Raw genomic sequence first — 26,172 nt, 5'->3', positions numbered from 1 at the left:
TCGCGACGAAGGGCGCGCCCGGCCGGGCGCGCCCTTTTTCATGCCGGCCGCGCGCCCGCCTTCACCGGCGCAGTCTCTGGCACCTGCACGATCGCCAGCAGCCCCAGCAGCGCCGCGCCGGCCATGTACCAGGCCGGCGCCAGCGGGTTGCCGGTGACCCGGATCAGCCAGGCCAGCATGAACTGGGTGGCGCCGCCGAACACCGAGATCGCCAGCGCGTACATCAGCGCGAAGCCGCCGGAGCGGATCCGCGCCGGCAGCGACTCGGTGACCGACACCAGCATGGTGCCCGTACACAGCGTCGAGGCCACCGTGAGGATGCCGGTGACCGCATAGAGCACGGCACCGCCCGGCGCATGCTGCAGCCACCAGAACGCCGGCAGGATGGTGACCAGCAACACGATCCAGGGCACCAGCATCACCGGCTTGCGGCCGAAGCGGTCGGACAGCCAGCCGCTGAGTGGGTCGCAGCACAGGCCGCACAGGCCGACCATCGCCGTGGCGCCCAGCGCGATGCGCTCGGGCAGGCCCAGCGTGGCGCTGGCGTAGGTAGTCATGTACTCCAGCACATAGTTGGCGGTGGTCGCCGCCGCCAGCATCGCCAGACCCGGCAGCGCCAGCCGCAGCCGATGGCCGCCGCTGTCGTCCCCGGCCGCCGGCTGCAGCTGCGGCACGTGGGTTTCGGCCAGCGTGCGCCGCATCGCCAGCGCGAACGGCACGATCACCGCGCCCAGCCCCAGCGCCACACGCCAGCCCCAGGCGTCGAGCTGGGCCGGCGTGAGCAGGTGCGCCAGCGCCATGCCCACCAGCCCGGCCACCAGCACAGCGAAATCCGCGCTCATCGCCTGCATCGCGATGTACAGCCCGCGCCGGTGCAGTGGCGCCGCCTCCATCAGGAACGCGGTGCTGGGTCCCACCTCGCCGCCCAGCGCGAAGCCCTGCAGCAGCCGCAGCAGCACCACCAGCACCGGCGCCGCCACACCGATGGACGCGTACGGGGGCACCAGCGGCAGCCCGATCACCGCCACGCCAATCAGCACGAACGACAGCAGCATCGCCGGCTTGCGGCCGCGCCGGTCGCCCATCCGCCCGATCACCCAGGCACCGAGCGGCCGGGTCAGGAACCCGGCGCCGAAGGTGGCCAGCGAGGCCAGCAGGCTGACCGCCGGCTCGTCGGAGGGGAAGAAGCTCCGGCCGATCTGCACCGCGAAGAACGCGTAGGTGACGAAGTCGTAGAACTCGATCGCGTTGCCTGCCGCCACGGCGGCGATCTGCCGCGCCGGCAGCCCGGCCGGCGCCGTTGCTGGTCCGCTCATGCCCCCCCCCGGCGGCCGCGCCGCTTCCCCGCGACCAGCATGGGCGAGCCTTCCGCCACTGGCAAATCCTTGTCGCCAAGGGTCTCTCCTGCCGCATGAAATTGCGGTAGCGCCCACCCTGCCCGCGGCGCGAGACTGCGCTGCCGGCAGATGCCGGTCACATCGGGAGGATCGCACCATGGGCAAGCCGTTCCGTATCCTGTTCGCCGCCGCACTCGCCGTCGCCGGCGCCCTCGTCCTGTCCACGCCGGTGGTCGCGGCCGCCAAGCCGATGACCACGCAGCAACAGCGCATGGCCGACTGCAACAAGCAGGCTGCCGGCAAGAAGGGCGATGAGCGCAAGGCCTTCATGAAGTCTTGCCTGAAGGGGGGAGCCGCTGCTGCACCGGGCAAGATGACCCAGCAGGAAAAGATGAAGAAGTGCAACGCCGACGCCAAAGCCAAGTCGCTCAAGGGCGACGCCCGCAAGAGCTTCATGAGCACTTGCCTGAAGGGCTGAGGCCATCCGCGCAGGCCGGTGCGGGTGCACGCGCCGGCCTGCGTCGATAAGCTTGGGCGCTGCCCGCGACGTCCCGCGTCGCCCCACTGCCAGGCCCGCCCGCATGCCCGTCGTCGAAGTCCGCCACCCGCTCATCCAGCACAAGCTCGGCCTGATGCGCCGCGCCGGCATCAGCACCAAGGAGTTCCGCGAGCTGGCTTCGGAAGTGGCCGCCCTGCTGACCTACGAGGCGACCAAGGACCTGGAGACGGTCGAGTGGGCGATCGACGGCTGGGCCGGTCCGCTCACGGTGCAGCAGATCAAGGGCAAGAAGATCACCATCGTGCCGATCCTGCGCGCCGGACTGGGGATGCTGCCCGGCGTGCTGGACCTGATTCCGGCCGCCAAGGTCAGCGTGGTCGGCCTGCAGCGCGACGAGGAAACCCTCAAGCCGGTCACCTATTACGAGAAACTCACCGGCCGCATGGACGAGCGCATCGCGCTGATCGTCGACCCGATGCTGGCGACCGCCGGCACCCTGCTGGCCACCGTGGACATGCTCAAGGCTGCCGGCTGCAAGCGCATCAAGGGGCTGTTCCTGGTCGCCGCGCCGGAAGGCCTCGCGCGCATGGAAGCCGCCCATCCCGACGTCGAGATCTACACCGCGGCCATCGACCAGCGGCTCAACGAGCACGGCTACATCCTGCCCGGGCTGGGCGACGCCGGCGACAAGATCTTCGGCACCAAGCAGTTGCCCGACGGGGACTGAACCGACAACCCCTTTCCTCTGGCGCCGACTCGGCGCAAAGTGTTGCGATGTCGACGGGCGTCGGCATCGCCGTACGCGACGTTCCGGGGGGAGCTTTCGCGAAACTGTCGCAAAAACTTGCTAGCGTCCGGCGCGCAACGGATCCAGAAGGATCCCGCCAGAGGGGACTACAACATGCAGGGAATGAACGTGCGGCGCGCCATGATGGCGGCGCTGACCGGATTGGCGTTGTCGTTTTCGGCCTACGCCAGCGATCTGGAAATCAACCAGTTCCGCGTCCGCGGACCCGCCGGCGGCAACGACGAATTCGTCGAGCTGATCAACGCCGGCGCCACCGCCATCGACGTGTCGGGCTACAAGCTCAACGCCTCCAATGCCAGCGGCACGGTCGGCACGCGGCTGACCTTGCCGGCCGGCACCCGCATCGCACCGGGTTGCCATCTGCTGCTGACCAATGCGGCCAGCGGCGGCTACTCCGGCAGCGTGGCCGGTGACCTGACCTACAACACCGGCGTCACCGACACCGGTGGCCTGGCCATCCTCGATGCCGCCGGCACCGTGATCGACCAGGTCGGCCTGAGCAGCGGCTCGGCCTACCAGGCCGGCACGCCGCTGGCCTCGCTGGGCTCGAGCAACTCGGACACCTCCTACATCCGCACCACCAACGCCGCCGGCCTGCCGAACAACAGCGGCGACAACAGCGCCGACTTCGTCACGCTGAGCCCGAGCGCGCCGCACAACAGCGCCAGCCCGTGCGTGGCGATGGGCGCCAGCGTGTCGATCGCCGACGCCAGCGCCACCGTGACCGGCGCCAGCGACGTGCCCATGCCGTTCACCGTGACACTGTCCGAACCGGCCCCGGCCGGCAGCGGCGTCACAGTGCACGTCGCCACCGCCGACGACACCGCCTCGGCCGGCGCGGGCGACTACGACGCGCTCGATACCGACGTCACCGTCGCGCCGGGCCAGAGTTCGGCCAGCTTCGACGTCACCGTGCACGGCAGCAGTGTCGGCAAGGCCGACCGCGCGTTCACCGTCAACCTCAGCCACCCGAGCGGCGGCTACACACTGGCCCGTGCCAGCGCGGTCGGCGCGATCCTCTACGACATCCCGCTCACCGTGGAGCTATACGAGATCCAGGGCCGCGAGCAGACCTCCCCGCTGCTCGGCAAGCGCGTGATCACCCACGACAACGTGGTCACCGCGGTCGGCCCGGCCGGCTTCACCATGCAGACGCCGGACGCCCGCGCCGATGCCGATCCGCTGACCTCCAACGGCCTGTACGTGTTCACCGGCAGCGCGCCGACCGTGGCGGTCGGCGACGTGGTCGACGTGAACGGCCGGATCGACGACTACTACCATCTCACCGAGCTGAAGAGCCCGGAGATCAGCGTGGTCTCGCACGGCGCGAAGCTGCCGAAGGCGGTCGAGTTCGACGCGGACACGCCGTCGATGGACCCCGACCATCTGTCCTGCGGCGCGACCAATTTCCAGTGCTTCATCAGCATGCGCGTACGAGTGCGCCACGGCATGATCAACACCGGCAACAAGCGCTTCAGCGGCGAGCCGTATGCGGAGGTGAGCATCACCGCCAGCGGCCGGCGTTCGCTGCGTGAACCGGGCGTGGTGTACGGCGTGCCGGTGCCGGCGGGCGTGGACCTGCCGAACTGGGACGGCAACCCGGAAGTGTTCAAGATGAACACCGCCGACTTCGGCGCAGTACCCATGAACACCCCGTTCAACGCCGGCTCCACCTTCGAGGCCACCGGCGTCATCTCCTATGACTTCGGCGCCTACACGCTGATCCCGACCACGTTCCGCCTGACCCGCGCCGCCGAGCTGCCGCGCCCGGTGGACAAGGCGCCGCCGGTCGCCCTGCGCATCGGCGCGCTCAACACCGAGCGCTTCTGCGACTCGACCTTCGACACGACCTACACCTGCAGCGGCGGCAGCTCCGAGCCGACCGAGGCCGAGGTGCAGCTGAAGATCGAGCGGCTGTCGGCCTATATCGGCGGCGTGCTGCGCCTGCCGGACGTGCTGTCGGTGGAGGAGGTGAAGAACCTGCCGCTGCTGCAGCGCCTGGCCAAGCAGCTCGGTGACGACTACGGCGCCAGCTACGACGCCTACCTGATGGAAGGCCACGACCCCAGCGGCATCGATGTCGGCTTCCTGGTCCGCACCGACCGCGTGAAGGTGCTCTCGGTACGCCAGCTGGCCGCCGACGAGACCTGGGACGACAACGGCAGCACGGCGTACATCCACGACCACCCGCCGCTGCTGCTGACCGCCCAGGCCGGCCTGATGCGCTTCCAGGTGATCTCGGTGCACACCAAGGCGCGGCAGAAGGTCGATGGCAGCGGCAGCGCCACCGATCGCGACCGCGAAAAGCGCTTCGAGCAGGCCAAATCGATCGCCACCCAGGTGCAGTTGCTGCAGCAGGCCTCGCCGCTGACCCCGCTGATGGTGGTGGGCGACTTCAACAGCTACCAGTTCAGCGACGGCTTCGTCGACATGGTCGGGCTGATCTCCGGCCGCTACCAGGACAACCAGAACCTGCTGAAGCTGGGCGGGCCGAACATCGTGCATCCGGCGCTTTGGAACGCGGTGGAGTCGGTGCCCAGCAACGACCGCTACTCGTTCCAGTTCACGCAGAACTTCGGCGAGATCCAGGGCTACACCAAGGCCGGCTCGGGCAACTCCGGCCGCTCGGTGCCGACCTTCCAGGTGCTGGACCACGCGCTGCTGAACCTGCCGGCCCGCTGGCGCTTCATGCGCATGCAATATGGCCGCGCCGACCTCGATGCACCGGTGCAGACCGCGGATGACGCGGCCAGCGCCGGCGGTATCGACAAGGCGATCGGGGTCTCCGACCACGACGGTTTCGTAGTCGAGCTGCTCGACCCGTCGCTGGTGTTCGGCCACGGCCACGACCGCCACGACGATCACGGCAAGGCTCACGGGGACCGCGGACACCACGTCCACTGACCCGGCCGCGCCTCGACGCAAAAAAGCCACGCCCGGCAACGGGCGTGGCCTTTTCCTTGCCTGCGACGACCGCGAACGGCATCAGCCTGTTGGGTTACCCCTGGGCGGCGAAGCGGTCGGTGGCTTCCACCAGCTCGTGCAGGATGCCCGGTTCGAACGCCGAGTGGCCGGCGTCCTGCACGACGCGCAGGTCCGCCTCCGGCCAGGCGCGATGCAGATCCCACGCGCTGCGCAGCGGACAGACCACGTCGTAGCGGCCCTGCACGATCACCGCGGGGATCTTCCGGATGCGCTCGACATGACGCAGCAGCTGGTCGTCATGTTCGAAGAAACCGCCGTTGACGAAGTAGTGGCACTCGATGCGGGCGAAGGCCAGCGCGAATTCGTCCTCGCCACTGGCGTCGATGTGTCCCTGATCCTGCCAAAGGAAACTGGTCGCTCCTTCCCACACCGACCAGGCGCGCGCCGCGGCGATCCGCGCAGCCACGTCGGGACCGGTGAGGCGGCGATGATAGGCACTCATCAGGTCGCCGCGCTCGGCCTCCGGGATCGCCGACAGGTAGGTCTCCCAGGCATCCGGATACAGCGCGTCGGCGCCCTTCTGGTAGAACCACTCCAGCTCCCAGCGCCGCAGCATGAAGATGCCGCGCAGCACCAGTTCGCTGACCCGGTCCGGATGCGATTCGGCGTAGGCCAGCGCCAGCGTCGAGCCCCACGAGCCGCCGAACACCTGCCAGCGGTCGATGCCCAGCTTTTCGCGCAGCCGCTCGATATCGGCGACCAGGTGCCAGGTGGTGTTGTCGGTCAGCTCGGCGTGCGGGGTGGAACGGCCGCAGCCGCGCTGGTCGAACAGCACGATGCGGTAGCGCGCCGGATCGAAGAAGCGCCGGCATTTCGGATTCACGCCGCCGCCGGGGCCGCCATGCAGGAACACCACCGGTTTGCCGTTCGGATTGCCGCTCTGCTCGTAGTACAGCGTGTGCAGGTCCGATACCTTGAGGAAGCCGCTGTCGAACGGCTCGATCTCGGGATACAGCGAACGACGCTCCTGCGACATGCGGTGCTCTCCTTCCGGCGGATGGGGGCCGATTAGGCTAGCACGCAGCCGCCGTCGGGCTCACCGCGGCACACGCAGCGCCGAATCCCGGAGCGCCTCCTCGTGGAGCACTTCGTCCGTCTCGGCCAGGTTTTCCGCCTCCAGTACCTGGGTGCCGGGCAACGGATGGATGCTGCCGTGCGGCGGATGTGCGCCTTCGGTCGATTCGGTGCCGGTCGGTGTCTTCACGCGTCGCCTCCTTGGCGCATCAGGAATTGTTCCGGCTTTCGACCGGTTCCGGCGCGAACAGCTTGCCGGGATTGAGGATGCCCTGCGGGTCGAACGCCTGGCGCACGCCGCGCATCAGCGCGATCTCGACCGCGCTGCGGGTGCTCTGCAGATACGGGCGCTTGACCAGGCCGATGCCGTGCTCGGCCGAGATGCTGCCGCCGAACTGCTGCAGTGTGGCGGCCAGCTGCTTGGTGACCTGCTCGCACTGGGCGATGAAGGCCGCGTCATCCAGGTCGTCCGGCTTGAGCACGTTGATGTGCAGGTTGCCGTCGCCGATGTGGCCGAACCAGACCACCTCGAACTGCGGGTACTCGCGGCCGAGCAGGTCCTGCATCGCCTGCAGGAAGGCCGGCACCGCGCTGATCCGCACCGACACGTCGTTCTTGTACGGCTTGCGCGGCGCCACGCTCTCGGTGATGCCCTCGCGCAGCCGCCACAGCGCGGCGGCCTGGGCCTCGCTCTGGGCGATCACCCCGTCGAGGATCCAACCCTGTTCCACGCCGGCCTCGAAGGCGGCCAGCGCGGCCTCCTGCGCGCGCTCGTCGGCGGCATCGAACTCGGTCACCACGTAGTAAGGATAGTCGCTCTCCAGCGCGCGCTGGGCACCGTGCGCCAGCACGTGGCGCAGCGCCACGTCGGTGAAGAACTCGAACGCCTGCAGCGACAGTCGCGACTGGAACAGCGCGAACACCCGCATCAACGCATCCATGTCCGGCAGCGCCAGCAGCATCACCTGCGAGGGCGGCGGCGGACTGGTGAGCCTGACCGTGGCCTCGACCACGATGCCCAGCGTGCCCTCCGAGGCGATCATCAGCTGGCGCAGGTCGTAGCCGCTGGAGTTCTTGATCAGGCCGCGGTTGAGCTCGAGCCGCTCGCCGGCGGCGGTGACCACGGTGAGTCCAGCGATCCACTCGCGGGTGTTGCCGTAGCGGATCACCCGGATACCACCGGCATTGGTGGCGATGTTGCCGCCGATGGTGCACGAGCCACGCGCGGCGAAGTCCACCGGATAGACCAGGTCGTGCGCCTTCGCCGCCTCCTGCACCGCCTGCAGCGGCATGCCGGCCTGCACGGTGAGCATGCGGTCGACCGGGTCGAAGGCCAGCACGCGGTTCATCCGCTCCAGGCTCAGCACCAGCTCGCCGTTCGCCGCCACCGCGCCGCCGGACAGCCCGGTGCGCCCGCCGGAGGGCACCACGGCCACGCCGTGCCCGCTGGCCCAGCGCATCACGCCCTGCACTTCCTCCACGCTCGCCGGCAAGGCGATGGCCAGTGGCGCCGGCGTCCAGCGACGGGTCCAGTCGCGGCCGTAGTGCTCCAGGTCCGCCGCGTCGGTAAGCAGGCGCAGGCCCGGCAGGCGGGTGGCAAGGTCGGCGAGTCGGGCATCGGTCATGGAGTCGTCCTGGCGCAGGCGGCTAGGGTGACATCGGGCCGCGGGCCGGTCCAGTGGTGCGGTGCCGCATTCCGTCCACGGCTCTGGCATAGTGGTGACTTTCCCGCCTGTCCGGACCCGGCATGAAGACCTCGTTCCCGAAGCAAGACATCAAGGTGCTGCTGCTCGAAGGCGTCAGCCAGAACGCCGTGGAAACCTTTCGCCAGGCCGGCTACACGCAGATCGAGTACCACCAGAAATCGCTGCCGGAGGCCGAGCTGAAGGCCCGCGTGGCCGAGGCGCACATCGTCGGCATCCGCTCGCGCAGCCATCTCACCGCCGAGGTGCTGGCCGAGGCCAAGCGGCTGATCGCGATCGGCTGCTTCTGCATCGGCACCAACCAGGTCGACCTGCAGACCGCCAAGACGCTGGGCGTGCCGGTGTTCAACGCGCCCTATTCCAACACCCGCAGCGTGGCCGAACTGGTGCTGGCCGAGGCGATCATGCTGCTGCGTGGCATCCCGCAGAAGAACGCCCTGTGCCACCGCGGCGGCTGGACCAAGTCGGCGCTGGGCAGCTACGAGGCGCGCGGCAAGACGCTGGGGGTGATCGGCTACGGCCACATCGGCACCCAGGTCGGCGTGCTGGCCGAATCGCTGGGCATGCAGGTGATCTTCCACGACATCGAATCGAAGCTGTCGCTCGGCAACGCCCGCGCCGCGGCCAGCCTGGACGACCTGCTCGAGCGCTCCGACGTGGTCACCCTGCACGTGCCGGAAACCCCGGCCACGCAAAACATGTTCGGCGCCACGCAGATCGCGAAGATGCGCAAGGGCGCGCTGCTGATCAACGCCTCGCGCGGCACCGTGGTCGACATCGATGCGCTGGCCGAGGCGCTGCGTACCGAGCACCTGGCCGGCGCGGCGATCGACGTGTTCCCGGTCGAGCCGAAGGGCAACGACGATCCGTTCGTCTCGCCGCTGGTCGGCATGGACAACGTGATCCTCACCCCGCACATCGGCGGCTCCACGCTGGAGGCGCAGGACAACATCGGCATCGAGGTGGCGGCCAAGCTGGTGCGCTACAGCGACAACGGCTCGACCCTGTCGGCGGTGAACTTCCCCGAGGTCTCGCTGCCCGAGCACCCGAAGAGCCGCCGCCTGCTGCACATCCACCGCAACGTGCCCGGCGTGCTCTCGCGCATCAACGAGCTGTTTTCGGCCGGCAACATCAACATCGACGCGCAGTTCCTGCAGACCGACCCGGACGTCGGCTACGTGGTGATCGACGTCTCGGCGGACGAGGCCCAGGCCAGCGCGCTCAAGGACCAGTTGGCCGCGATCCAGGGCACCTTGCGCACGCGGGTCCTCTACTGACACCGGTTGCCGGATGCCGCTCCGCGAGGCACGGCATCCGGCACCATCCATCGGCGTATGGTGCGGCCACGGTCACTGGCCGGAAGCGCCGGAAACCGGGATGTGGCTCACACAGGCACGTCGTTCCTGGCTCCGGGATTCAAGCCCGGGGCGACGCATGCCGATAGGCCGTCTCCCCCGCTTTCCTGCGATCTCCCCATGCGTTTCCGCTTTCGCGACCTCCGTATCGCCGTACGACTGAGCCTGCTTGGCCTGATCATGCTGATCGCCACCGCCCTGGTCGGCATCGGTGGCTGGCGTGGCCTGGTCCGGACCCACACCCTGCAGCAGGACTCCGCCAGGACCGCCGCGGCCTTCGCCGCTGCGGTCGATACGGCCCGTGTGGCCCAGGTGGATTTCAAGAAGCAGGTGCAGAACTGGAAGGACACGCTGCTGCGCGGCAACGATCCGGCCGCTTTCACCAAGTACCACGGCGAGTTCACCGCCCAAAGCGACCGCGTGGACGCCGATCTGGCATCGCTGAAGAAACGGATGGCCGCGCTCGACCTGGACACCCGGGGCGTCGATGCCGCCCTGGCCACACACGGCGAGCTGCAGAAGCGCTACGAGGATGCCTTGCAGCATTACGACGACCGCAAGCCGGAAAGCGTGCATGTGGTCGATGGCCTGGTCAAAGGCATGGACCGACCGCCCACCGATGCGATCGACGCGCTGGTCAACGGCATGAAGACCGCAGCTACGGCGGCGAGCCGCCGCATTGACGCCCAGAGCGAGGACGCCTATCGCAGCGCCGCCCGGCTGCTGGCCATGGTCGTGCTTTGCGCGCTGGTCGCCTGTGCCGTGCTGATCTGGCTGCTGGCGTACAGCATCACCGCGCCGATCGGGCGTGCCGTGAAGCTGGCCGAGGCGGTCGCCGAAGGCGACTTGAGCATGCAGATCGAAGCGACCACCCGCGACGAGACCGGCCAGCTGCTGGCGGCACTGGATCGCATGGTCGAGCAGCTGTCGGGCGTCGTGGGCACGATCCGCAAGGGCTCGAACGAAATCTCCGCATCGACCCGGCAGATTGCCAGTGGCAACCAGGATCTCTCTGCGCGCACCAGCGAGCAGGCCGCCGCACTGGAAGAGACCACCGCGTCGATGCAGGAATTTACCGGCAGCGTGAATGCGAATGCGCTGCGGGCCCGGGAGGCGAGCCAGATCGCGGCTTCCGCCTCGGACATCGCGCGCCAGAGCGGCATGGCAATGACCGAGGCGGTCGACGCCATGGCCCGCGTGCAGGGCGTGGCCGACAGGATCGCCGAGATCACCGCAACGATGACCCGCATCGCCAGCCAGACCCACATCCTGGCCCTAAATGCCTCCGTCGAGGCCGCCCGCGCCGGCGAGGCGGGCAAGGGCTTCAGCGTGGTCGCGTCCGAAGTACAGGCGCTGGCCCGCAGTTCGCGCTCGGCATCCGACGAGATCAAGGCCCTGATCGAGGAGTCGGTGGACATCATCGGCGGGGGCAGCCGGATGATCGGGCAGGCCGAGTCGATGGTAGGCCGGCTGCTGGACAGCGTCGGGCAGGTGGTCGATACGGTCGGCGCGATCGCCTCGCAGAGCCAGGAGCAGGCGGCAGGCATCCAGCAGGTCAACCGCGCGATCAGCCAGATGGACGAGGTCACCCAGAGCAACGCAGCCCTGGTCGAAGAGGCCGCCGCCGCCGCGGATGCGGTCCAGCAGCGTGCCCGCTCGCTGGTCGACAGCGTGGCGTTCTTCAGGGTCCAGGACCATGGCGGACTGGCAAAGGCCGCCTGAGGGTCGATCCACGGAAACGGAAACGGCGCCCGAGGGGCGCCGTCTTCATGAAGCGGTTGATTGGTCGGGGCGGCCGGATTCGAACCGACGACCCTCTGCCCCCCAGGCAGATGCGCTACCAGGCTGCGCTACGCCCCGACGATCAAACAAGTCGGCAAGTCTAGCAGCTTGCCGGCAACTCCCGGAAGCCTAGCGGCGCAGCAGGCCGAGAATCTCCTCCAGCTCCATGCGCACCTGGCGCACGATCTGGTGGGACATGCTGGCCTCCATCCGCGCCTGCGGACCTTCCAGACGAGCGCGCGCACCGGTAATGGTGAAGCCCTCGTCGTAAAGCAGGGAGCGGATCTGGCGGATCATCAGCACGTCGTGGCGCTGGTAGTAGCGGCGGTTGCCCCGGCGCTTGACCGGATTGAGGGCAGGAAACTCCTGCTCCCAGTAGCGCAGGACGTGCGGCTTCACCCCGCACAGGTCGCTGACCTCACCGATGGTGAAATAGCGCTTGGCCGGGATGGCTGGAAGCTCGGTGTTATTCCCTTGGTCCAGCATAGCCCTCGACCCGCACCTTGAGTTTCTGACCCGGACGGAACGTCACGACCCGGCGGGCGGAGATCGGAATCTCTTCGCCCGTCTTCGGGTTGCGTCCCGGACGCTGGTTCTTCATGCGCAGGTCGAAGTTGCCGAAACCGGACAGCTTGACCTGCTCCCCCTTTTCCAACGCTTCGCGGACCACCTCGAAGTAGGCGTCCACGAACTCCTTCGCCTCACGCTTGTTGAGGCCCACCTCGAGGAACAGGCGCTCGGCCATTTCCGCCTTGGTCAGCGCCATTTCAACCCCGCAACCTTGCCTTGCATGACTTCTCCAACGCAGAGACCGCATCACGTACGCAGCGGTCCGCGTCGTCGTCGGTAAGCGTGCGTGAAGCGTCCTGCAAAATCAAGCCCATAGCGAGACTCTTTCGGCCGGCTTCGACCCCCTTGCCGCTGTACCGGTCGAACAGCCGGACCTCCCGCAGCAGCCCGCCGAGGGTGGCACGGACCACCTGCTCGATCTGTGACCAGGCGACCGCTTCGGGCAGATCCAGGGCGATATCCCGACGCACCGCCGGGAAGCGCGCCACCGCCGAGGCATGCGGCAAGCGACGGGCCAGCAGCGGCTCCAGTGCCAGCTCCAGGACATGCACGTCGGGGCCCAGGTCCAGCGCCCTGGCCAGCTGCGGATGCAGGGCGCCGAGGTAACCGACCGTCGCGCCGTCGCGGGCGACCCGCGCACCCCGCCCCGGATGCAGCCAGCCGGGCAGGCCGTCCGCGTGAATGCTCCAGCGCTGTGTCTCGCCGCCCCAGGCAACCAGGGCATCCAGCTCGCCCTTCAAGTCGAAGAAATCGAACGGGCGGCCCGGCTCGCCCCACTGCTCGGCGCGCGCGCTGCCACAGGCGGCGATCCCCAGGCTCGGCGTCTCCACCGGCGGATCGCCGGCGGCGAACACGCGGGCCAGCTCGAACAGGCGCACGCGATCCTGCTGACGGGCACGGTTGTGCCGCAGGGCCTCGATCAGCCCCGGCAGCAGCGAGGGCCGCATCACCGCCAGGTCCGCGGAGAGCGGATTGGCCAGCGGCACCAGATCGCGGTCGAAGCCCCAGCGGGCCAGCAGCTCGGCCGGCACGAACGACAGGTTCACCGCCTCGAAGTAGCCGCGGGCGGCCAACTGCTCGCGCACGGCCAGCTCACCGAGGCGTGCCTCGGGCTCGGCCACCAGTGCCAGGGCACCAGCCGGCGTGGCGGTAGGAATATGTTCGTAACCGAAGATGCGCGCGACCTCCTCGATCAGGTCCTCCTCGCGCTCGATGTCGAAGCGGCGGCTGGGTGCGGTGACCTGCCAGCCCTCCGCCAGGGACTCGACCCGCATGCCCAGCGCCGTGAAGATGCGCGTAACCTCGGTGTCGGCCACCGTCAGGCCGAGCACGCGCTGCAGCCGGGCACGCCGCAACACGATCGGCTGCGGCTCGGGCAAATGCCCGGGCAGGGTCACGTCGAGCAGGGGACCGGCCACGCCGCCGGCCACCTCGAGGATCAGCCGGGTGGCGTACTCGATCGCGATGGGCGGCAGGCTGGGGTCGACGCCGCGCTCGAAGCGGTGCCCGGCGTCGGTGTGCATGCCGAGCCGCCGGCTGCGGCCGATGATCGCCGACGGGATCCAGTGTGCGGCCTCGAGGAACACGTTGCGGGTGACGTCGGTGACGCGCGTATCCGCGCCGCCCATGATGCCGCCCAGCGCCACGGCCCGCGCGCCATTGCCGGCCTGGCTGTCTGCGACGACGAGGAAATCGGCATCGAGCTCCACGCTGCGGCCGTCGAGCAGCTTCAGCGATTCGCCCGCGCGTGCCGGACGCACGACGACCCCGCCCTCCAGCTTGTCCTTGTCGAAGGCATGCATCGGCTGGCCAAGTTCCAGCATCACGTATTGCGTGACATCGACCAGGAAGCTGATCGGACGCAGCCCGCTGCGACGCAGGCGCTCGGCCATCCACACAGGGGTCGCCACACGGGCGTCGACGCCTTCGATCACGCGGCCAGCGAAACGCGGCACGCGCGGGCCGGCCGCAAGGGCGACGTCCATCGTGGTGGCACTGCCGGCGGGAACGGCCGCGGCATCAAGCGCGCGCACCTCGCCGCCCAGCGCAGCGGCAACATCGAACGCGATGCCACGCACGCTGAAGCAGTCGGCGCGATTCGGCGTGAGCTTGATCTCGATGCTGGCATCCGGCAGGCCGAGATAGTCCGCCAGCGGCGTTCCCACCGGCGCATCGGCCGGCAGCTCGAGCAGGCCTGATGCATCCGCATCGATGCCCAGTTCCCTGGCCGAGCACAGCATGCCGGACGACTCGACGCCACGCAGCCGGGCCGCCTTGATGGCGATACCACCAGGCAGCGTGGCGCCCACGGTGGCCAGCGGCGCCACCAGGCCTGTGCGTGCATTCGGCGCGCCGCAAACGATCTGCACGAGGCCCTTGCCGGTGTCGACCTCGCACACCTGCAGGCGGTCCGCCTCGGGATGCTTCTGCGCGCTGACAATGCGCGCCACGATCACGCCATCGAGCGAGTCGCCCAGCGCTGTGACCTCTTCGACCTCCAGGCCGATCGCGGTCAGCGTGGCGGACAGTTCGTCGCGCGAGGCCTTGGTCGGCACATGGTGGCGCAGCCAGTTCTCGGAGAATTTCATGCGTATCGGTTCCTGCCGCGTTTAGGCGAACTGCTTGAGGAAGCGCAGGTCGTTCTCGAAGAACGCGCGCAGGTCGGAGACGCCGTAGCGCAGCATCGCGAAGCGTTCCACGCCCAAGCCGAAGGCGAAGCCGGTGTAGCGCTCCGGATCAATGCCGCAGTTCTTCAGCACGTTCGGATGCACCATGCCGCAGCCCAGTACCTCCAGCCAGCGACTCTGGCCGTCCTCGGTCTCCCAGCGGATGTCCACCTCGGCCGAGGGCTCGGTGAAGGGGAAGTAGCTGGGGCGGAAGCGCATCTCGAAGTCGCGCTCGAAGAACGCGCGAACGAACTCGGCCAGCGTGCCCTTGAGGTCGGCGAAGCTGGAGGTCTCGTCGACCAGCAGGCCCTCGATCTGGTGGAACATCGGCGAGTGGGTCTGGTCCGAATCGCTGCGGTAGACCTTGCCCGGCGCGATGATGCGAATCGGCGGCTGCCGCCCCTGCATCGAACGCACCTGCACCGGCGAGGTGTGCGTGCGCAGCAGGCGTCCGTCGCCGAAGTAGAAGGTGTCGTGCATGGCGCGCGCCGGGTGGTGCGGCGGGAAGTTCAGCGCCTCGAAGTTGTGCCAGTCATCCTCGATCTCCGGGCCATCGGCGCGCTGGTAACCGAGCCGCGCGAAGATCGATGCGATGCGCTCGAGCGCGCGGGTGATCGGATGGATGCCGCCGCGCTCGCCATCGCGCCCTGGCAGGCTAATGTCGATGGTTTCGGAGGCGAGGCGGCGATCCAGCTCGGCCTGCTCCAGCGTCGCCTTGCGCGCAGCCAGCGCGTCGGCAAGCTGCTCCTTGACGCGGTTGACCTCGGCACCGCGCGCCTTGCGCTCGTCCGGGGCCAGCGCACCGAGCGACTTCAGCGCGGCGGTGACGATGCCGCTCTTGCCGAGCAGGCCGACGCGCAGGGCGTCGAGCGCGTCGAGCGAGGCAGAGCCTTCGATATCGGCCAGCGCCTGCGCGGCGCGGCGGTCCAGATCGTCCATCAATGCGATTCCGGTGAGTGCCCCAAACGAAAACGGGGAGGAGGCGTTGGCCTCCTCCCCGCTTGCTTTACATCATATCGCCGGCGCGCGAGCGCCTCGACGATCAAGCGGCCAGACTGGCCTTCGCCTTCTCTGCGATCGCACCAAACGCCTTGATGTCGTGCACGGCGATGTCAGCCAGCACCTTGCGGTCGACCGTGATGCCGGCCTTGGCCAGGCCATTGATCAGGCGGCTGTAGGACAGGCCGAACTGACGCGCAGCGGCGTTGATACGCACGATCCACAGTGCGCGGAACTGACGCTTACGCTGCTTGCGGCCGATGTAGGCGTACTGACCAGCCTTGATGACGGCCTGGTTGGCAACGCGGAAGACCTTGCGGCGGGCGTTGTAATAGCCCTTGGCGCGGCCGATGATTTTCTTGTGACGACGACGGGCGGTGACGCCACGCTTTACACGAGCCATGGTAGGTCTCCTGCCTTAGAGGTACGGCAACATGCGAGCCACACCCTTGGTGTCGCACGCCTTGACGTGGTTGGTGGCACGGAGACCGCGCTTACGCTTGGTCGACTTCTTGGTCAGGATGTGCGACTTGAACGCGTGGCCTGCCTTGAATTTGCCGGATGCGGTCTTGCGAAAACGCTTCGCCGCCGCCCGGTTGGTCTTGATCTTGGGCATGGGAATGCTCCATGAGTGGGTCTCGCGACCCGGTTTCTGACTGATTCGGCGGCGCCCTTGCGGACACGCTTTCCGTCCTGCCGACATCGGTTCACGACCCGTCCATGTGGGTCGAACCGGCGATTATACGGGTCCCGAGTGGGGTTTGCCATAGGCGCGGCTGCCGCGCCTCACGCATCGCCTGGACATATCCCCGGCCGGCCTCGTGGGCGGGTTGCAGGCACGAAAACGGCCGGGGCAAGCCCGGCCGTTCTGACGGCGTCGCGGCGCGCGGCGACCGCGGCCGACGCTTACTGCTTCTTCTTCGGTCCGATCATCATGACCATCTGCCGGCCTTCCAAACGCGGGAAGGACTCGACCTGGCCATTCTCGCCGACGTCTTCCTGGATCTTCTTGGCCAGGTTCTGGCCCAGGTCCTGGTGCGACATCTCGCGGCCGCGGAAGCGGATGGTGACCTTGACCTTGTCACCCTCTTCGAGGAAGCGAAGCATGTTGCGCAGCTTGATCTGGTAGTCGCCCACGTCGGTGACCGGGCGGAACTTCACTTCCTTGATCTCGACCTGCTTCTGCTTCTTCTTGGCGGCCGAAGCCTTCTTCTGGGCTTCAAACTTGAACTTGCCGTAATCCATGATGCGGCAGACCGGTGGGTCGCCGTTGGGCTGGATCTCGACCAGGTCGAGGCCGAATTCCTCGGCAGCACGCAGCGCCTCGTCACGCGTGAGGATGCCCATCTGCTCGGAATCCGGACCGATGACGCGAACCCGCGGGACGCGGATTTCAAGGTTGCGGCGGTTGCCCTTAGTGTCGGTGGTAGCGATACCACTATCCTCCAGAAGAAGTGTCAGTGGACCGGAACGAGCGCCTCAGCGCCCGATCTCGGCCTGCAAGTGTTCGACGAAGGCGGCCAGCGGCATGCTGCCCAGATCCTCGCCCGAACGGGTACGCACAGAAACGGCGCCGGCCTCCTTTTCGCGATCACCCACGACAAGCAAGTACGGCACCTTCTGCAAGGTGTGTTCGCGGATTTTATAGCCGACCTTTTCGTTGCGCAAATCGGCCTCGACCCGGAAACCTTTGTCGACAAGGGCTTGCGTCACCTCGCGGACGTAATCAGCCTGGGCGTCGGTGATCGAGAACACCGCCGCCTGCACCGGCGCCAGCCAGGCCGGCAGCAGCCCGGCGTGATGCTCGATCAGGATGCCGATGAAGCGCTCCATCGAGCCGACGATGGCCCGGTGCAGCATTACCGGATGCTGGCGCTGGCTGTGCTCGTCGACGTACTCGGCACCGAGCCGCTCCGGCATCATGAAGTCCACCTGCATGGTGCCGACCTGCCAGGCACGGCCGATCGAATCCTTCATGTGGTACTCGATCTTCGGGCCGTAGAAGGCGCCCTCACCCGGCAGCTCCTCCCACTGCACGCCGGCCGCCGACAGCGCAGCACGCAGCGCGGCCTCGGCGCGATCCCACACCTCGTCGGTGCCGATGCGCTTGTCCGGACGCAGCGCGATTTTCAGCGCGATGTCCTGGAAACCGAAGTCCCCGTAGACCTGCATCGCCTGCTGGTGGAACGCGGTCACTTCCGACTCGATCTGCTCGGCCGTGCAGAAGATGTGGCCGTCGTCCTGGGTGAACGCGCGTACGCGCATAATCCCGTGCAGCGCACCGGAGGGCTCATTGCGATGGCAGCCGCCGAACTCGCCGTAGCGGATCGGCAGCTCGCGGTAGCTGTGCAGCGTGGTGTTGAAGATCTGCACGTGGCCCGGGCAGTTCATCGGCTTCAGCGCGTAGGTGTGCTTCTCCGACTCGGTGAAGAACATGTTCTCGGCGTAGTTGTCCCAGTGGCCTGACTTCTTCCACAGCGACACGTCGAGCACCTGCGGGCAACGCACCTCCTGGTAGCCGCTCTTGCGGTAGACGCCACGCATGTACTGCTCCACCTGCTGCCAGATCGCCCAGCCCTTGGGGTGCCAGAACACCATGCCCGGGCCTTCTTCCTGCTGGTGGAACAGGTCCAGCGCCTTGCCGATCTTGCGATGGTCGCGCTTCTCGGCCTCCTCCAGCTGGTGCAGGTAGGCCTTCAGGTCCTTGTCGTTGAGCCAGGCGGTGCCGTAGATGCGGCTGAGCATCGCGTTGTTGGAATCGCCGCGCCAATAGGCGCCGGCCACTTTCATCAGCTTGAACGCGCGCAGCTTGCCGGTGTTGGGCACGTGCGGCCCGCGGCACAGGTCGGTGAACTCGCCCTGCGAGTACAGCGACAGCTCCTCGTTGGAGGGGATCGACTCGATGATCTGCGCCTTGTACTCCTCGCCCAGGCCGCGGAAGAACGCAATCGCCTCGTCGCGCGACTTCACGCTGCGGGTCACCGCCAGCTGCTCGTCGACGATCTTGTGCATCTCCGCCTCGATCTTCGGCAGGTCCTCCGGCGTGAAGGGCCGCTCGTAGGCGAAGTCGTAGTAGAAGCCGTTCTCGATCACCGGGCCGATCGTCACCTGCGCCCCGGGGAACAGGCGCTGCACGGCCTGGCCCATCAGGTGCGCGGTGGAGTGGCGCAGGATCTCCAGCGCCTCCGGGCTCTTGTCGGTGACGATCTGCAGGCTGGCGTCACGGTCGATGAGGTGGCTGGCGTCGACCAGCTTGTCGTCCACCTTGCCGGCCAGGGTGGCCTTGGCCAGGCCGGCGCCGATGGAGGCGGCCACGTCCTGCACGGTGACGGGATGCTCGAACGGCCGCTTGCTGCCGTCGGGAAGGGTGATCTCGATCATGGGAGGTTCTCGCAGAGAACAGAAAAGGGCACGCAGCCCTTTTCGTAGAAGACTTGAGGTGCGCGGAAGGTCAGCGTTGGGAGCTCGTAGTGGACATGTCGCACGCTCGACCGGCGCTTGGCGCGGGCCACCTTGGTCTCTGGAAGATGGATAACGGGGCGCTAGTCTAACCCGGAAACGAACCGGCATCGCCACCGCAAGGGGAATGCAGCACGCAGCGGTACAATGTGGAGGTCACGAACGGGAATCCTGCGGCATGCGCATCCTTGTCACCGGCACGGCCGGCTTCGTCGGCGCCGCCCTGGCGCAGCGCCTGCTCGCCCGCGGCGACGAGGTCTGGGGGCTGGACAACCACAACGACTATTACGACCCGGCACTGAAGGAAGCCCGGCTGGCGCAGTTCGCGCAGCACCCGGGCTACACCCATCAGCGCGCCGACCTGGCCGACGCCGGCGCCGTCAACGAGGCTTTTGCCCACTTCCGCCCCGAACGCGTGGTCAACCTCGCCGCCCAGGCCGGCGTGCGCTACTCGCTGCAGAACCCGCAGGCGTACATCCAGAGCAACCTGGTCGGCTTCGGCCACATCCTTGAAGCCTGCCGGCATGGCGGCGTGCAGCACCTGGTGTACGCCTCGTCCAGCTCGGTCTATGGCGCCAACCGCAAGCTGCCGTTCGCGGTGGAGGACGCCGTCGACCACCCGGTGAGCCTGTACGCAGCGACCAAGAAGGCCAACGAGCTGATGGCGCATACCTACAGCCATCTCTACGGCCTGCCGACCACCGGCCTGCGCTTCTTCACCGTCTATGGGCCCTGGGGCCGGCCGGACATGTCGCCGATGCTGTTCGCCGACCGAATCAGCCGCGGCGAGCCGATCGACGTGTTCAATTTCGGCAATCACAGCCGCGATTTCACCTACATCGACGACATTGTCGAGGGCGTGATCCGCAGCCTCGACCATCCGGCGCAGCCGGATCCGTCCTACGACCCGATGCAGCCTAACCCGGGCATCTCCGCCGCGCCCTACCGCGTCTACAACATCGGCAACGACCAGCCGGTCCAGCTGCTGCGCTTCATCGAGCTGATGGAGCAGGCGCTGGGCCGCACGGTGGAGAAGCGCCTGCTGCCGATGCAGCCGGGCGACGTGCCCGACACCTGGGCAGATGTTTCCGCGCTGCGTCGTGATGTCGGCTATGCGCCCAGTACTTCCATCGAAGATGGCGTGGCCAGGTTCGTCGCGTGGTACCGCGAATATTCCGCCCACTGACCGCCGGTAGGAGCGCACCCTGTGCGCGAATGCTTCTGACCGGCGAACCGGCAAGGGCATTCGCGCACAGGGTGCGCCCCTACAGAGTCGCTTAGAACGGCTTGGCCAGCACCAGGTAGATCACCGCCAGCAGCAGCAGCACCGGCGGCTCGTTGAACCAGCGCAGCGCCCGCGACGACGGCAGCGGGCCGCCCTTCTCGCTGCGCTTGAGCAACCGGCCCGCCCAGATGAAGTAGGCCAGCAGCACGGCCACCAGGGTCAGCTTGGCGTCGATCCAGTGCATGCCCGCCACGACATTCGGCAACTGCCGCGGAAACACCCGCCAGCCCTGCCAGAGCGCGAGGCCGAACACGAAGGCGATGCCGAACATGTTGTGGCCGAACTTGTACAGCCGCCGCCCCATCAGGTGCAGCCGAGCCCGCACCGCCGCATCGTCCCCCGCCTCCGCCACGTTCACCAGGATCCGCGGCAGGTAGAACACCGTCGCCATCCAGGCGATCACGAACAGCAGGTGCAGGGACTTGATCCACAGGTAGGTCATCGCATCGGCTCCGGGACACGTCGGCAACGGGCAAACAAAAACGGCGCCGTCCTCGCGGGCGGCGCCGTCTTGCTGGTTCTTGCTGCAACCGCCCCGGCAGGAACCGGAACCGTCGGCATCTTGGTGGGCGGTACAAGGATCGAACTTGTGACCCCTACCATGTCAAGGTAGTGCTCTACCGCTGAGCTAACCGCCCAAGAGCCGCGAAGTATAGCCAAAGGCCAGAAACCGGCGCAACAGGGCCGCGCCCAACCACTGGCGAACCGGCCGACCCTCCTAGCGCAGCGCCTGCTCCCGCAGCTTGCCGATCTGGTCGCGGATCCGCGCCGCCTCCTCGAACTCGAGGTTCTGGGCGTGCTTGTACATCTGCCCTTCCAGCCGCTTGATCGCCGCCGACAGCTGCTGCGGGCTGAGCGATTCGTAGCCGGCCGCCGGCTCGGCCACCGCCTTGTCGCGGTCGCGCCCGGCACCTCGCTTGCCGCGCCCGCGCCCTGGCGCCTCGCTGCGGGCGCCCTCCATGATGTCGGCGATGCGCCTGACCACGGTCTGCGGGGTGATGCCGTTGGCCGCGTTCCAGGCGATCTGCTTCTCGCGGCGCCGCGCGGTCTCATCCATCGCCGCCTGCATCGAGCGGGTGACCTCGTCGGCGTAGAGGATCGCGCGCCCGCGCACGTTACGCGCCGCGCGGCCAATGGTCTGGATCAGCGAACCGGTGGAGCGCAGAAAGCCCTCCTTGTCCGCGTCCAGCACCGCGACCAGCGAGACTTCGGGCATGTCCAGGCCCTCGCGCAGCAGGTTGATGCCCACCAGCACGTCGAACTCGCCCAGCCGCAGGTCGCGGATGATCTCGCTGCGTTCCACCGTCTCGATGTCCGAGTGCAGATAGCGCACCTTGATGTCGTGCTCGGCGAGGTATTCGGTGAGGTTCTCGGCCATGCGCTTGGTCAGCGTGGTGACCAGGGTGCGGTCGCCCAGCGCGATCTGCTTGCGCACCTCGCCGAGCAAATCGTCGACCTGGGTGCGCACCGGCCGCACCTCCACTTCCGGATCGACCAGCCCGGTCGGGCGGACCACCAGCTCGACCACCGCGTCGCCGGACTTCTGCAGCTCGTAGTCGCGCGGCGTCGCCGACACGTAGATCGCCCGCGGCACGCGCTGCTCCCACTCCTCGAAGCGCAGCGGACGGTTGTCCATCGCCGACGGCAAGCGGAAGCCGAACTCCACCAGGGTTTCCTTGCGCGAGCGGTCGCCCTTGTACATCGCGCCGAGCTGGGGAACGGTGACGTGCGACTCGTCGACCACCAGCAGGCCATCCGGCGGCAGGTAGTCGAACAGGGTCGGCGGCGGCTCGCCGGGCAGCCGGCGGGTCAGGTGGCGCGAATAGTTCTCGATGCCCTGGCAATAGCCGACCTCGGCCATCATCTCGATGTCGAAGCGGGTGCGCTGGTCCAGCCGCTGCGCCTCGAGCAGCTTGTTGGCGGCGTAGAGCTGATCCAGCCGCTCCTTCAGCTCCACCTTGATCGTCTCGATCGCGTTGAGCACGCTCTCGCGGGTCGAGGCGTAATGGGTCCGCGGGTAGACCGTGTAGCGAGGAACCTTGCGCAGCACCTCGCCGGTCAGTGGGTCGAACAGCGCCAGGCTCTCCACCTCGCCGTCGAACAGTTCGATGCGCAGCGCCTCGGTCTCCGACTCGGCCGGGAACACGTCGATGATCTCGCCGCGCACGCGGTAGGTGCCGCGGCGCAGCTCCATCTCGTTGCGGCTGTACTGCAGCTCGGTGAGCTGGCGGATCAGCTGGCGTTGTTCGATGCGTTCGCCCTTGGCGAGAATCAGCCGCAGGGAGAGGTAATCCTCCGGGTTGCCCAGGCCGTAGATCGCCGACACCGTCGCCACGATGATCGAATCGCGCCGCGACAGCAGTGCCTTGGTCGCCGCCAGCCGCATCTGCTCGATGTGCTCATTGATCGAGGCGTCCTTCTCGATGAAGGTGTCCGAGGCCACCACGTAGGCCTCGGGCTGGTAGTAGTCGTAGTAGCTGACGAAGTACTCCACCGCGTTGTGCGGGAAGAACTCCTTGAACTCGCCGTACAACTGCGCCGCCAGCGTCTTGTTCGGCGCCATCACGATGGTCGGCCGCTGCACCCGCTGGATCACGTTGGCGATGGTGTAGGTCTTGCCCGACCCGGTCACGCCCAGCAGGGTCTGCGCCGCCAGGCCAGCTTCAAAGCCCTCGCTCAGGCGCTCGATCGCCTGCGGCTGATCGCCCGAGGGCTGATAGGGGGAAACGAGCTCGAATCGTTCGGTCATGATCTGACAGTATGCGGGCGGCGACGCGCATTTTAAATCGCCCCTGCTGACAGCCTGCGTCAGCAGTCACCCACGGAACCGCCATGGACGCGACGGCATGCGCAGTGCCATGCGTTGCCTACCCTCTGTCAGGTCACCCGCCCGATGGAGCCCGCCATGGACCGGCAGCCCACGCATGCAGGACACCTTCGCCGTGCACCAGCGTCGCAGGGCTGGACCCTGATCGAACAACTGATGGTCCTGGCCATCGCCGCCGTGTTGGTCACCATCGCCCTACCCTCGATGGGCAACGTGCTGGCCAGGAGCCGCCTGCAGAGCGCGCAGATGGACCTCATGGCCGGATTGCAGCACGCCCGCTATATCGCCGTCTCCCGGGGCCTGCCGGCGGTCTTCTGCCCGAGCGACGACGGCTCGGATTGCGTACGCACCTCCCGCTGGGAGGGCGGCTGGCTGATCGGAATGGACCGAAACGGCGACAACCACCCGGATCAGTCAGCGATCGTCACGGGGCCCCACGCGCCGGCCGGCATGCACGTGAGGAGCAGCGTCGGGCGATACCGGGTGCGCTTCCACCCGGACGGAAGCGCCGCGGGCACGAACCTGACCATCACCCTGTGCTTGCCGGGACGTGATGCGAAAGCCTTGAACGTGGTGGTTTCCAACGCGGGGCGGGTTCGCGGTGAAAGGGCATCCGAAGCCCAGACCATGGCGTGCATCGGCCGTACGTGAAGGCACTCGACCCGCTCGGGTTCAGGCCAGGTCGCTGCAACCGATGACTGAAGGCTGCGGCCATCCCGGGCCGCAGCTGCCCGGACGACTCAGGCCTTGACGTTGAGCAACCGGCCGACCGCCTGGCCGGAGAGATTGACGGATGCCTGCGGGGCCGATGTCGTGGCGGCTGCGGCAGCGCCGCCATCATCCTGATCGCCATCGTGATCGGCCATGCCCGCCGCTTCAGCGGACTCCGGCCGGCTTGCGGCAGGGGCCGGGAAATTCGAGCCAACGGATGAAACGTTCATGCAAAACCTCCAATTGCCTGGGAGCGGAGCGAGAAGGCTCCATGACCGGCGTCGGCCACCTCAAGCGCAACTTGAGCATCACCACGACATTTCGCAAATTGCTGTGAAATCAGCCGTGTAAGAGCATGAACTTGCGCCACCCCGGGTAAGCCTCTCCTCCTTCCTCTCGTCGGGCGCATCCCACACCGCATGAAGCCGCATAGGTGGCCGATCGCCAGCGGCCCCAAAAAAAAAGGCCTTGCATCGCTGCAAGGCCTTTCAAATCTGGCGCCCGAAGTTGGACTCGAACCAACGACCCCCTGATTAACAGTCAAGTGCTCTAACCAGCTGAGCTATTCGGGCGTGAGCTCGATAGTTTGTCGAGGTACGGGGACACTGTCAAGAGATCGCGGCACCGCTCGAACGTCAGGCCGATCGCACCCGATAGCATGGCTCGTAGGCGGTGCCACCGGGCAGTTTCATGCGGTGCTGGGACACGAAGGCCCGCAGCAGTTGGTCGAGCGAGCGCATGATGTCCGGTTCGCCATCGATGTCGAACGGACCGTGCTGTTCGATCGCGCGCACGCCCTCCTCCTTCACGTTGCCGGCGACGATGCCCGAGAAGGCCCGACGAAGGTCTGCCGCCAACTCGTGCCGCGGACGGTCGCGATGGATCGCCAGCGAACGCATCGCATCGTGCGTGGGGCGGAACGGCACCTGGAACGCAAACGGGACATGCAGTGCCCAGTTGAAGAAGAACGCGTCCTTGTTGTCCAGACGGTAATTGCGCACCTTGTCGACGCCCTTGACCATCGCCCGCGCCACGGCGGCCGGGTCGTCGACCACGATCTGGTAGTGCTGGGCCACCTCTTCGCCGAGAGTCAGGCGCAGGAACCGGTCGATCTGCTCGAAGTAGGCGGCGGACTTGTGCGGGCCGGTGAAGATCAGCGGGAACGGTACGCCGGCATTTTCCGGATGCAGCAGGATGCCCAGCAGATAGAGGATCTCCTCCGCCGTGCCGACGCCGCCCGGGAACACGATGATGCCGTGACCGGTGCGGACGAACGCTTCCAGGCGCTTCTCGATGTCCGGCATGATCACCAGCTGGTTGACGATCGGGTTCGGCGACTCGGCCGCGATGATGCCCGGCTCGGTGATGCCGATGTAGCGGTTGTTGCGCCGACGCTGCTTGGCGTGGGCGATGGTGGCGCCCTTCATCGGCCCCTTCATCGCGCCCGGACCACAGCCGGTGCAGATGTCCATGCCGCGCAGGCCGAGCTGGTAGCCCACCTGCTTGGTGTATTCGTACTCGTCGCGCGAGATCGAATGACCGCCCCAGCAGACCACCAGGTTCGGGTCGATCTGCGGCTTGAGCGTGCGCGCGTTGCGCAGGATCTCGAACACCGCATGCGTGATGCCGACGGTATCGTCCAGGTCGAAACCGCCCTGCTCGAGCTGGGTCGACACGTAGACGATGTCGCGCACCACCGCCACCAGCAGTTCGTTGATGCCGCGGATGATCTGCCCATCGACGAAGGCCTGGGCCGGTGCGTGGGTAAGCTCGATCTTGATGCCGCGATCCTGCTGCAGCACCTGGATATCGAACTCGGGGTAAAGCTCGAACATCGAGCGGGGATCGTCGCTCATGCTGCCGGAGGTCAGCACGGCCAGTGCGCAGCGTCGCAGCAGCGCGTGCATGCCCGAGCCACTGGCATCGCGCAGGCGGGCAACCTCGTTGCGGGAAAGGATGTCCAGCCCACCGGCGGGCGAGATGCGCGCGCTGACGGTGGCGGGCCGGCCGGCGGTGCCGGCGTGAATATCGTTCATCCGGAAAATCTCCTGCCGCTGACGGTTCCGCTGCCTCATGCAGCACCGTGGCGGACCGCCAAGCATCCCGCGGGCACATGACCTGGTCAAGGCAATAAAAAACCGGCGCCCTTGCGGGCGCCGGTCCCTGGAACAA

23 protein-coding genes and 3 tRNA genes are annotated in these 26,172 nt (G+C 67.5%); 7 read left to right on the top strand and 19 right to left on the bottom strand.

Features of this window, described 5'->3' with window-relative positions; genetic code table 11:
* Positions 1-38: 38 nt before the first annotated feature.
* Entirely contained in the window at positions 39-1,316 is a 1,278-nt protein-coding gene (locus tag NC595_RS08720) for an MFS transporter (RefSeq protein WP_253565971.1), read from the bottom strand.
* Between the two features lie 178 nt (positions 1,317-1,494).
* Between NC595_RS08720 and NC595_RS08715 the strand changes: the two genes are divergently transcribed.
* The 3 genes from NC595_RS08715 (at position 1,495) to NC595_RS08705 (ending at position 5,548) form a co-directional block, all read left to right on the top strand.
* The gene (locus tag NC595_RS08715; RefSeq protein ID WP_253565970.1) at positions 1,495-1,815 is read left to right on the top strand and encodes a PsiF family protein; all 321 of its coding nucleotides are present in this window, start codon (positions 1,495-1,497) and stop codon (positions 1,813-1,815) included.
* A gap of 103 nt (positions 1,816-1,918) precedes the next feature.
* Positions 1,919-2,563 (top strand): uracil phosphoribosyltransferase, encoded by a 645-nt coding sequence (gene upp, locus NC595_RS08710; RefSeq protein WP_253565969.1) that lies wholly within the window; start codon positions 1,919-1,921, stop codon positions 2,561-2,563.
* Between the two features lie 174 nt (positions 2,564-2,737).
* Entirely contained in the window at positions 2,738-5,548 is a 2,811-nt protein-coding gene (locus NC595_RS08705) for a lamin tail domain-containing protein (protein WP_253565968.1), read from the top strand.
* Between the two features lie 94 nt (positions 5,549-5,642).
* Here the strand turns inward: NC595_RS08705 and pip are convergent, their stop codons facing one another.
* From pip to NC595_RS08690, 3 genes are read right to left on the bottom strand one after another with little or no spacing between them, the layout of a single operon-like run.
* Positions 5,643-6,605: a prolyl aminopeptidase gene (pip, locus tag NC595_RS08700; RefSeq protein WP_253565967.1), complete on the bottom strand. Its 963-nt coding sequence runs from the start codon at positions 6,603-6,605 to the stop codon at positions 5,643-5,645.
* A 60-nt stretch (positions 6,606-6,665) separates the two neighbouring features.
* Positions 6,666-6,833: a hypothetical protein gene (locus tag NC595_RS08695; RefSeq protein WP_253565966.1), complete on the bottom strand. Its 168-nt coding sequence runs from the start codon at positions 6,831-6,833 to the stop codon at positions 6,666-6,668.
* Positions 6,834-6,852: 19 nt separating this feature from the next.
* Entirely contained in the window at positions 6,853-8,268 is a 1,416-nt protein-coding gene (locus NC595_RS08690) for an FAD-binding oxidoreductase (RefSeq protein ID WP_253565965.1), read from the bottom strand.
* Between the two features lie 122 nt (positions 8,269-8,390).
* On the opposite strand from NC595_RS08690, the gene serA reads away from it, so the two are divergent.
* Positions 8,391-9,623: a phosphoglycerate dehydrogenase gene (serA, locus tag NC595_RS08685; protein WP_253565964.1), complete on the top strand. Its 1,233-nt coding sequence runs from the start codon at positions 8,391-8,393 to the stop codon at positions 9,621-9,623.
* Between the two features lie 198 nt (positions 9,624-9,821).
* On the top strand, positions 9,822-11,423 hold the full coding sequence (locus NC595_RS08680; RefSeq protein WP_253565963.1) for a methyl-accepting chemotaxis protein: 1,602 nt from the start codon (positions 9,822-9,824) through the stop codon (positions 11,421-11,423).
* A gap of 61 nt (positions 11,424-11,484) precedes the next feature.
* Here NC595_RS08680 and NC595_RS08675 read toward each other — a convergent pair.
* The 9 genes from NC595_RS08675 to thrS form a co-directional block, all read right to left on the bottom strand.
* A tRNA-Pro gene (locus NC595_RS08675) sits at positions 11,485-11,561 on the bottom strand.
* A gap of 51 nt (positions 11,562-11,612) precedes the next feature.
* Positions 11,613-11,969 (bottom strand): MerR family transcriptional regulator, encoded by a 357-nt coding sequence (locus NC595_RS08670; protein WP_017463626.1) that lies wholly within the window; start codon positions 11,967-11,969, stop codon positions 11,613-11,615.
* Positions 11,950-12,249 carry an integration host factor subunit alpha gene (ihfA, locus tag NC595_RS08665; RefSeq protein ID WP_017463627.1) on the bottom strand — a complete coding sequence of 100 codons (300 nt, stop codon included), beginning with the start codon at positions 12,247-12,249 and terminating at the stop codon, positions 11,950-11,952. The genes NC595_RS08670 and ihfA overlap by 20 nt, the downstream gene beginning before the upstream one ends.
* A 1-nt stretch (position 12,250) precedes the next feature.
* Positions 12,251-14,641, bottom strand: coding sequence for a phenylalanine--tRNA ligase subunit beta (gene pheT / locus NC595_RS08660; protein ID WP_253565962.1), 2,391 nt, complete (start codon positions 14,639-14,641; stop codon positions 12,251-12,253).
* Positions 14,642-14,662: 21 nt separating this feature from the next.
* Positions 14,663-15,658 (bottom strand): phenylalanine--tRNA ligase subunit alpha, encoded by a 996-nt coding sequence (gene pheS / locus NC595_RS08655; RefSeq protein WP_253565961.1) that lies wholly within the window; start codon positions 15,656-15,658, stop codon positions 14,663-14,665.
* Between the two features lie 103 nt (positions 15,659-15,761).
* Positions 15,762-16,121, bottom strand: a complete 360-nt coding sequence (gene rplT, locus NC595_RS08650; protein WP_017463630.1) for a 50S ribosomal protein L20 — start codon at positions 16,119-16,121, stop codon at positions 15,762-15,764.
* Between the two features lie 15 nt (positions 16,122-16,136).
* Complete coding sequence (rpmI, locus tag NC595_RS08645; protein ID WP_038615747.1) at positions 16,137-16,334, bottom strand: 50S ribosomal protein L35; 198 nt, start codon at positions 16,332-16,334, stop codon at positions 16,137-16,139.
* Positions 16,335-16,624: 290 nt separating this feature from the next.
* Positions 16,625-17,152: a translation initiation factor IF-3 gene (gene infC, locus NC595_RS08640; protein ID WP_343214903.1), complete on the bottom strand. Its 528-nt coding sequence runs from the start codon at positions 17,150-17,152 to the stop codon at positions 16,625-16,627.
* Positions 17,153-17,197: 45 nt separating this feature from the next.
* A complete protein-coding gene (thrS, locus tag NC595_RS08635; protein WP_253565960.1) occupies positions 17,198-19,099 on the bottom strand; it encodes a threonine--tRNA ligase in 1,902 nt (633 codons plus the stop codon).
* A gap of 256 nt (positions 19,100-19,355) precedes the next feature.
* Between thrS and NC595_RS08630 the strand changes: the two genes are divergently transcribed.
* Positions 19,356-20,363 carry an NAD-dependent epimerase gene (locus NC595_RS08630; RefSeq protein WP_253565959.1) on the top strand — a complete coding sequence of 336 codons (1,008 nt, stop codon included), beginning with the start codon at positions 19,356-19,358 and terminating at the stop codon, positions 20,361-20,363.
* Positions 20,364-20,454: 91 nt separating this feature from the next.
* On the opposite strand, the gene NC595_RS08625 is transcribed toward NC595_RS08630, so the two are convergent.
* From NC595_RS08625 to uvrB, 3 genes are all read right to left on the bottom strand, one after another.
* Positions 20,455-20,904: a CopD family protein gene (locus tag NC595_RS08625; protein ID WP_253565958.1), complete on the bottom strand. Its 450-nt coding sequence runs from the start codon at positions 20,902-20,904 to the stop codon at positions 20,455-20,457.
* Between the two features lie 121 nt (positions 20,905-21,025).
* Positions 21,026-21,100: transfer RNA gene (locus tag NC595_RS08620), tRNA-Val, on the bottom strand.
* Between the two features lie 80 nt (positions 21,101-21,180).
* Positions 21,181-23,211, bottom strand: a complete 2,031-nt coding sequence (gene uvrB / locus NC595_RS08615; RefSeq protein ID WP_253565957.1) for an excinuclease ABC subunit UvrB — start codon at positions 23,209-23,211, stop codon at positions 21,181-21,183.
* A gap of 156 nt (positions 23,212-23,367) precedes the next feature.
* Here uvrB and NC595_RS08610 point away from each other — a divergent pair, with 156 nt between their 5' ends.
* A complete protein-coding gene (locus tag NC595_RS08610; RefSeq protein WP_253565956.1) occupies positions 23,368-23,940 on the top strand; it encodes a GspH/FimT family pseudopilin in 573 nt (190 codons plus the stop codon).
* 89 nt (positions 23,941-24,029) lie between these two features.
* Here the strand turns inward: NC595_RS08610 and NC595_RS20350 are convergent, their stop codons facing one another.
* The 3 genes from NC595_RS20350 to ppnN form a co-directional block, all read right to left on the bottom strand.
* Complete coding sequence (locus tag NC595_RS20350; protein WP_256489014.1) at positions 24,030-24,155, bottom strand: hypothetical protein; 126 nt, start codon at positions 24,153-24,155, stop codon at positions 24,030-24,032.
* A 340-nt stretch (positions 24,156-24,495) separates the two neighbouring features.
* Positions 24,496-24,572: transfer RNA gene (locus NC595_RS08605), tRNA-Asn, on the bottom strand.
* Between the two features lie 63 nt (positions 24,573-24,635).
* The gene (gene ppnN / locus NC595_RS08600; protein ID WP_253565955.1) at positions 24,636-26,036 is read right to left on the bottom strand and encodes a nucleotide 5'-monophosphate nucleosidase PpnN; all 1,401 of its coding nucleotides are present in this window, start codon (positions 26,034-26,036) and stop codon (positions 24,636-24,638) included.
* Positions 26,037-26,172: the final 136 nt, after the last annotated feature.

Source organism: Dyella lutea (assembly GCF_024158035.1).
Lineage (GTDB): Bacteria > Pseudomonadota > Gammaproteobacteria > Xanthomonadales > Rhodanobacteraceae > Dyella_A > Dyella_A lutea.
This window is presented reverse-complemented; position numbering and strand designations above follow the sequence as displayed.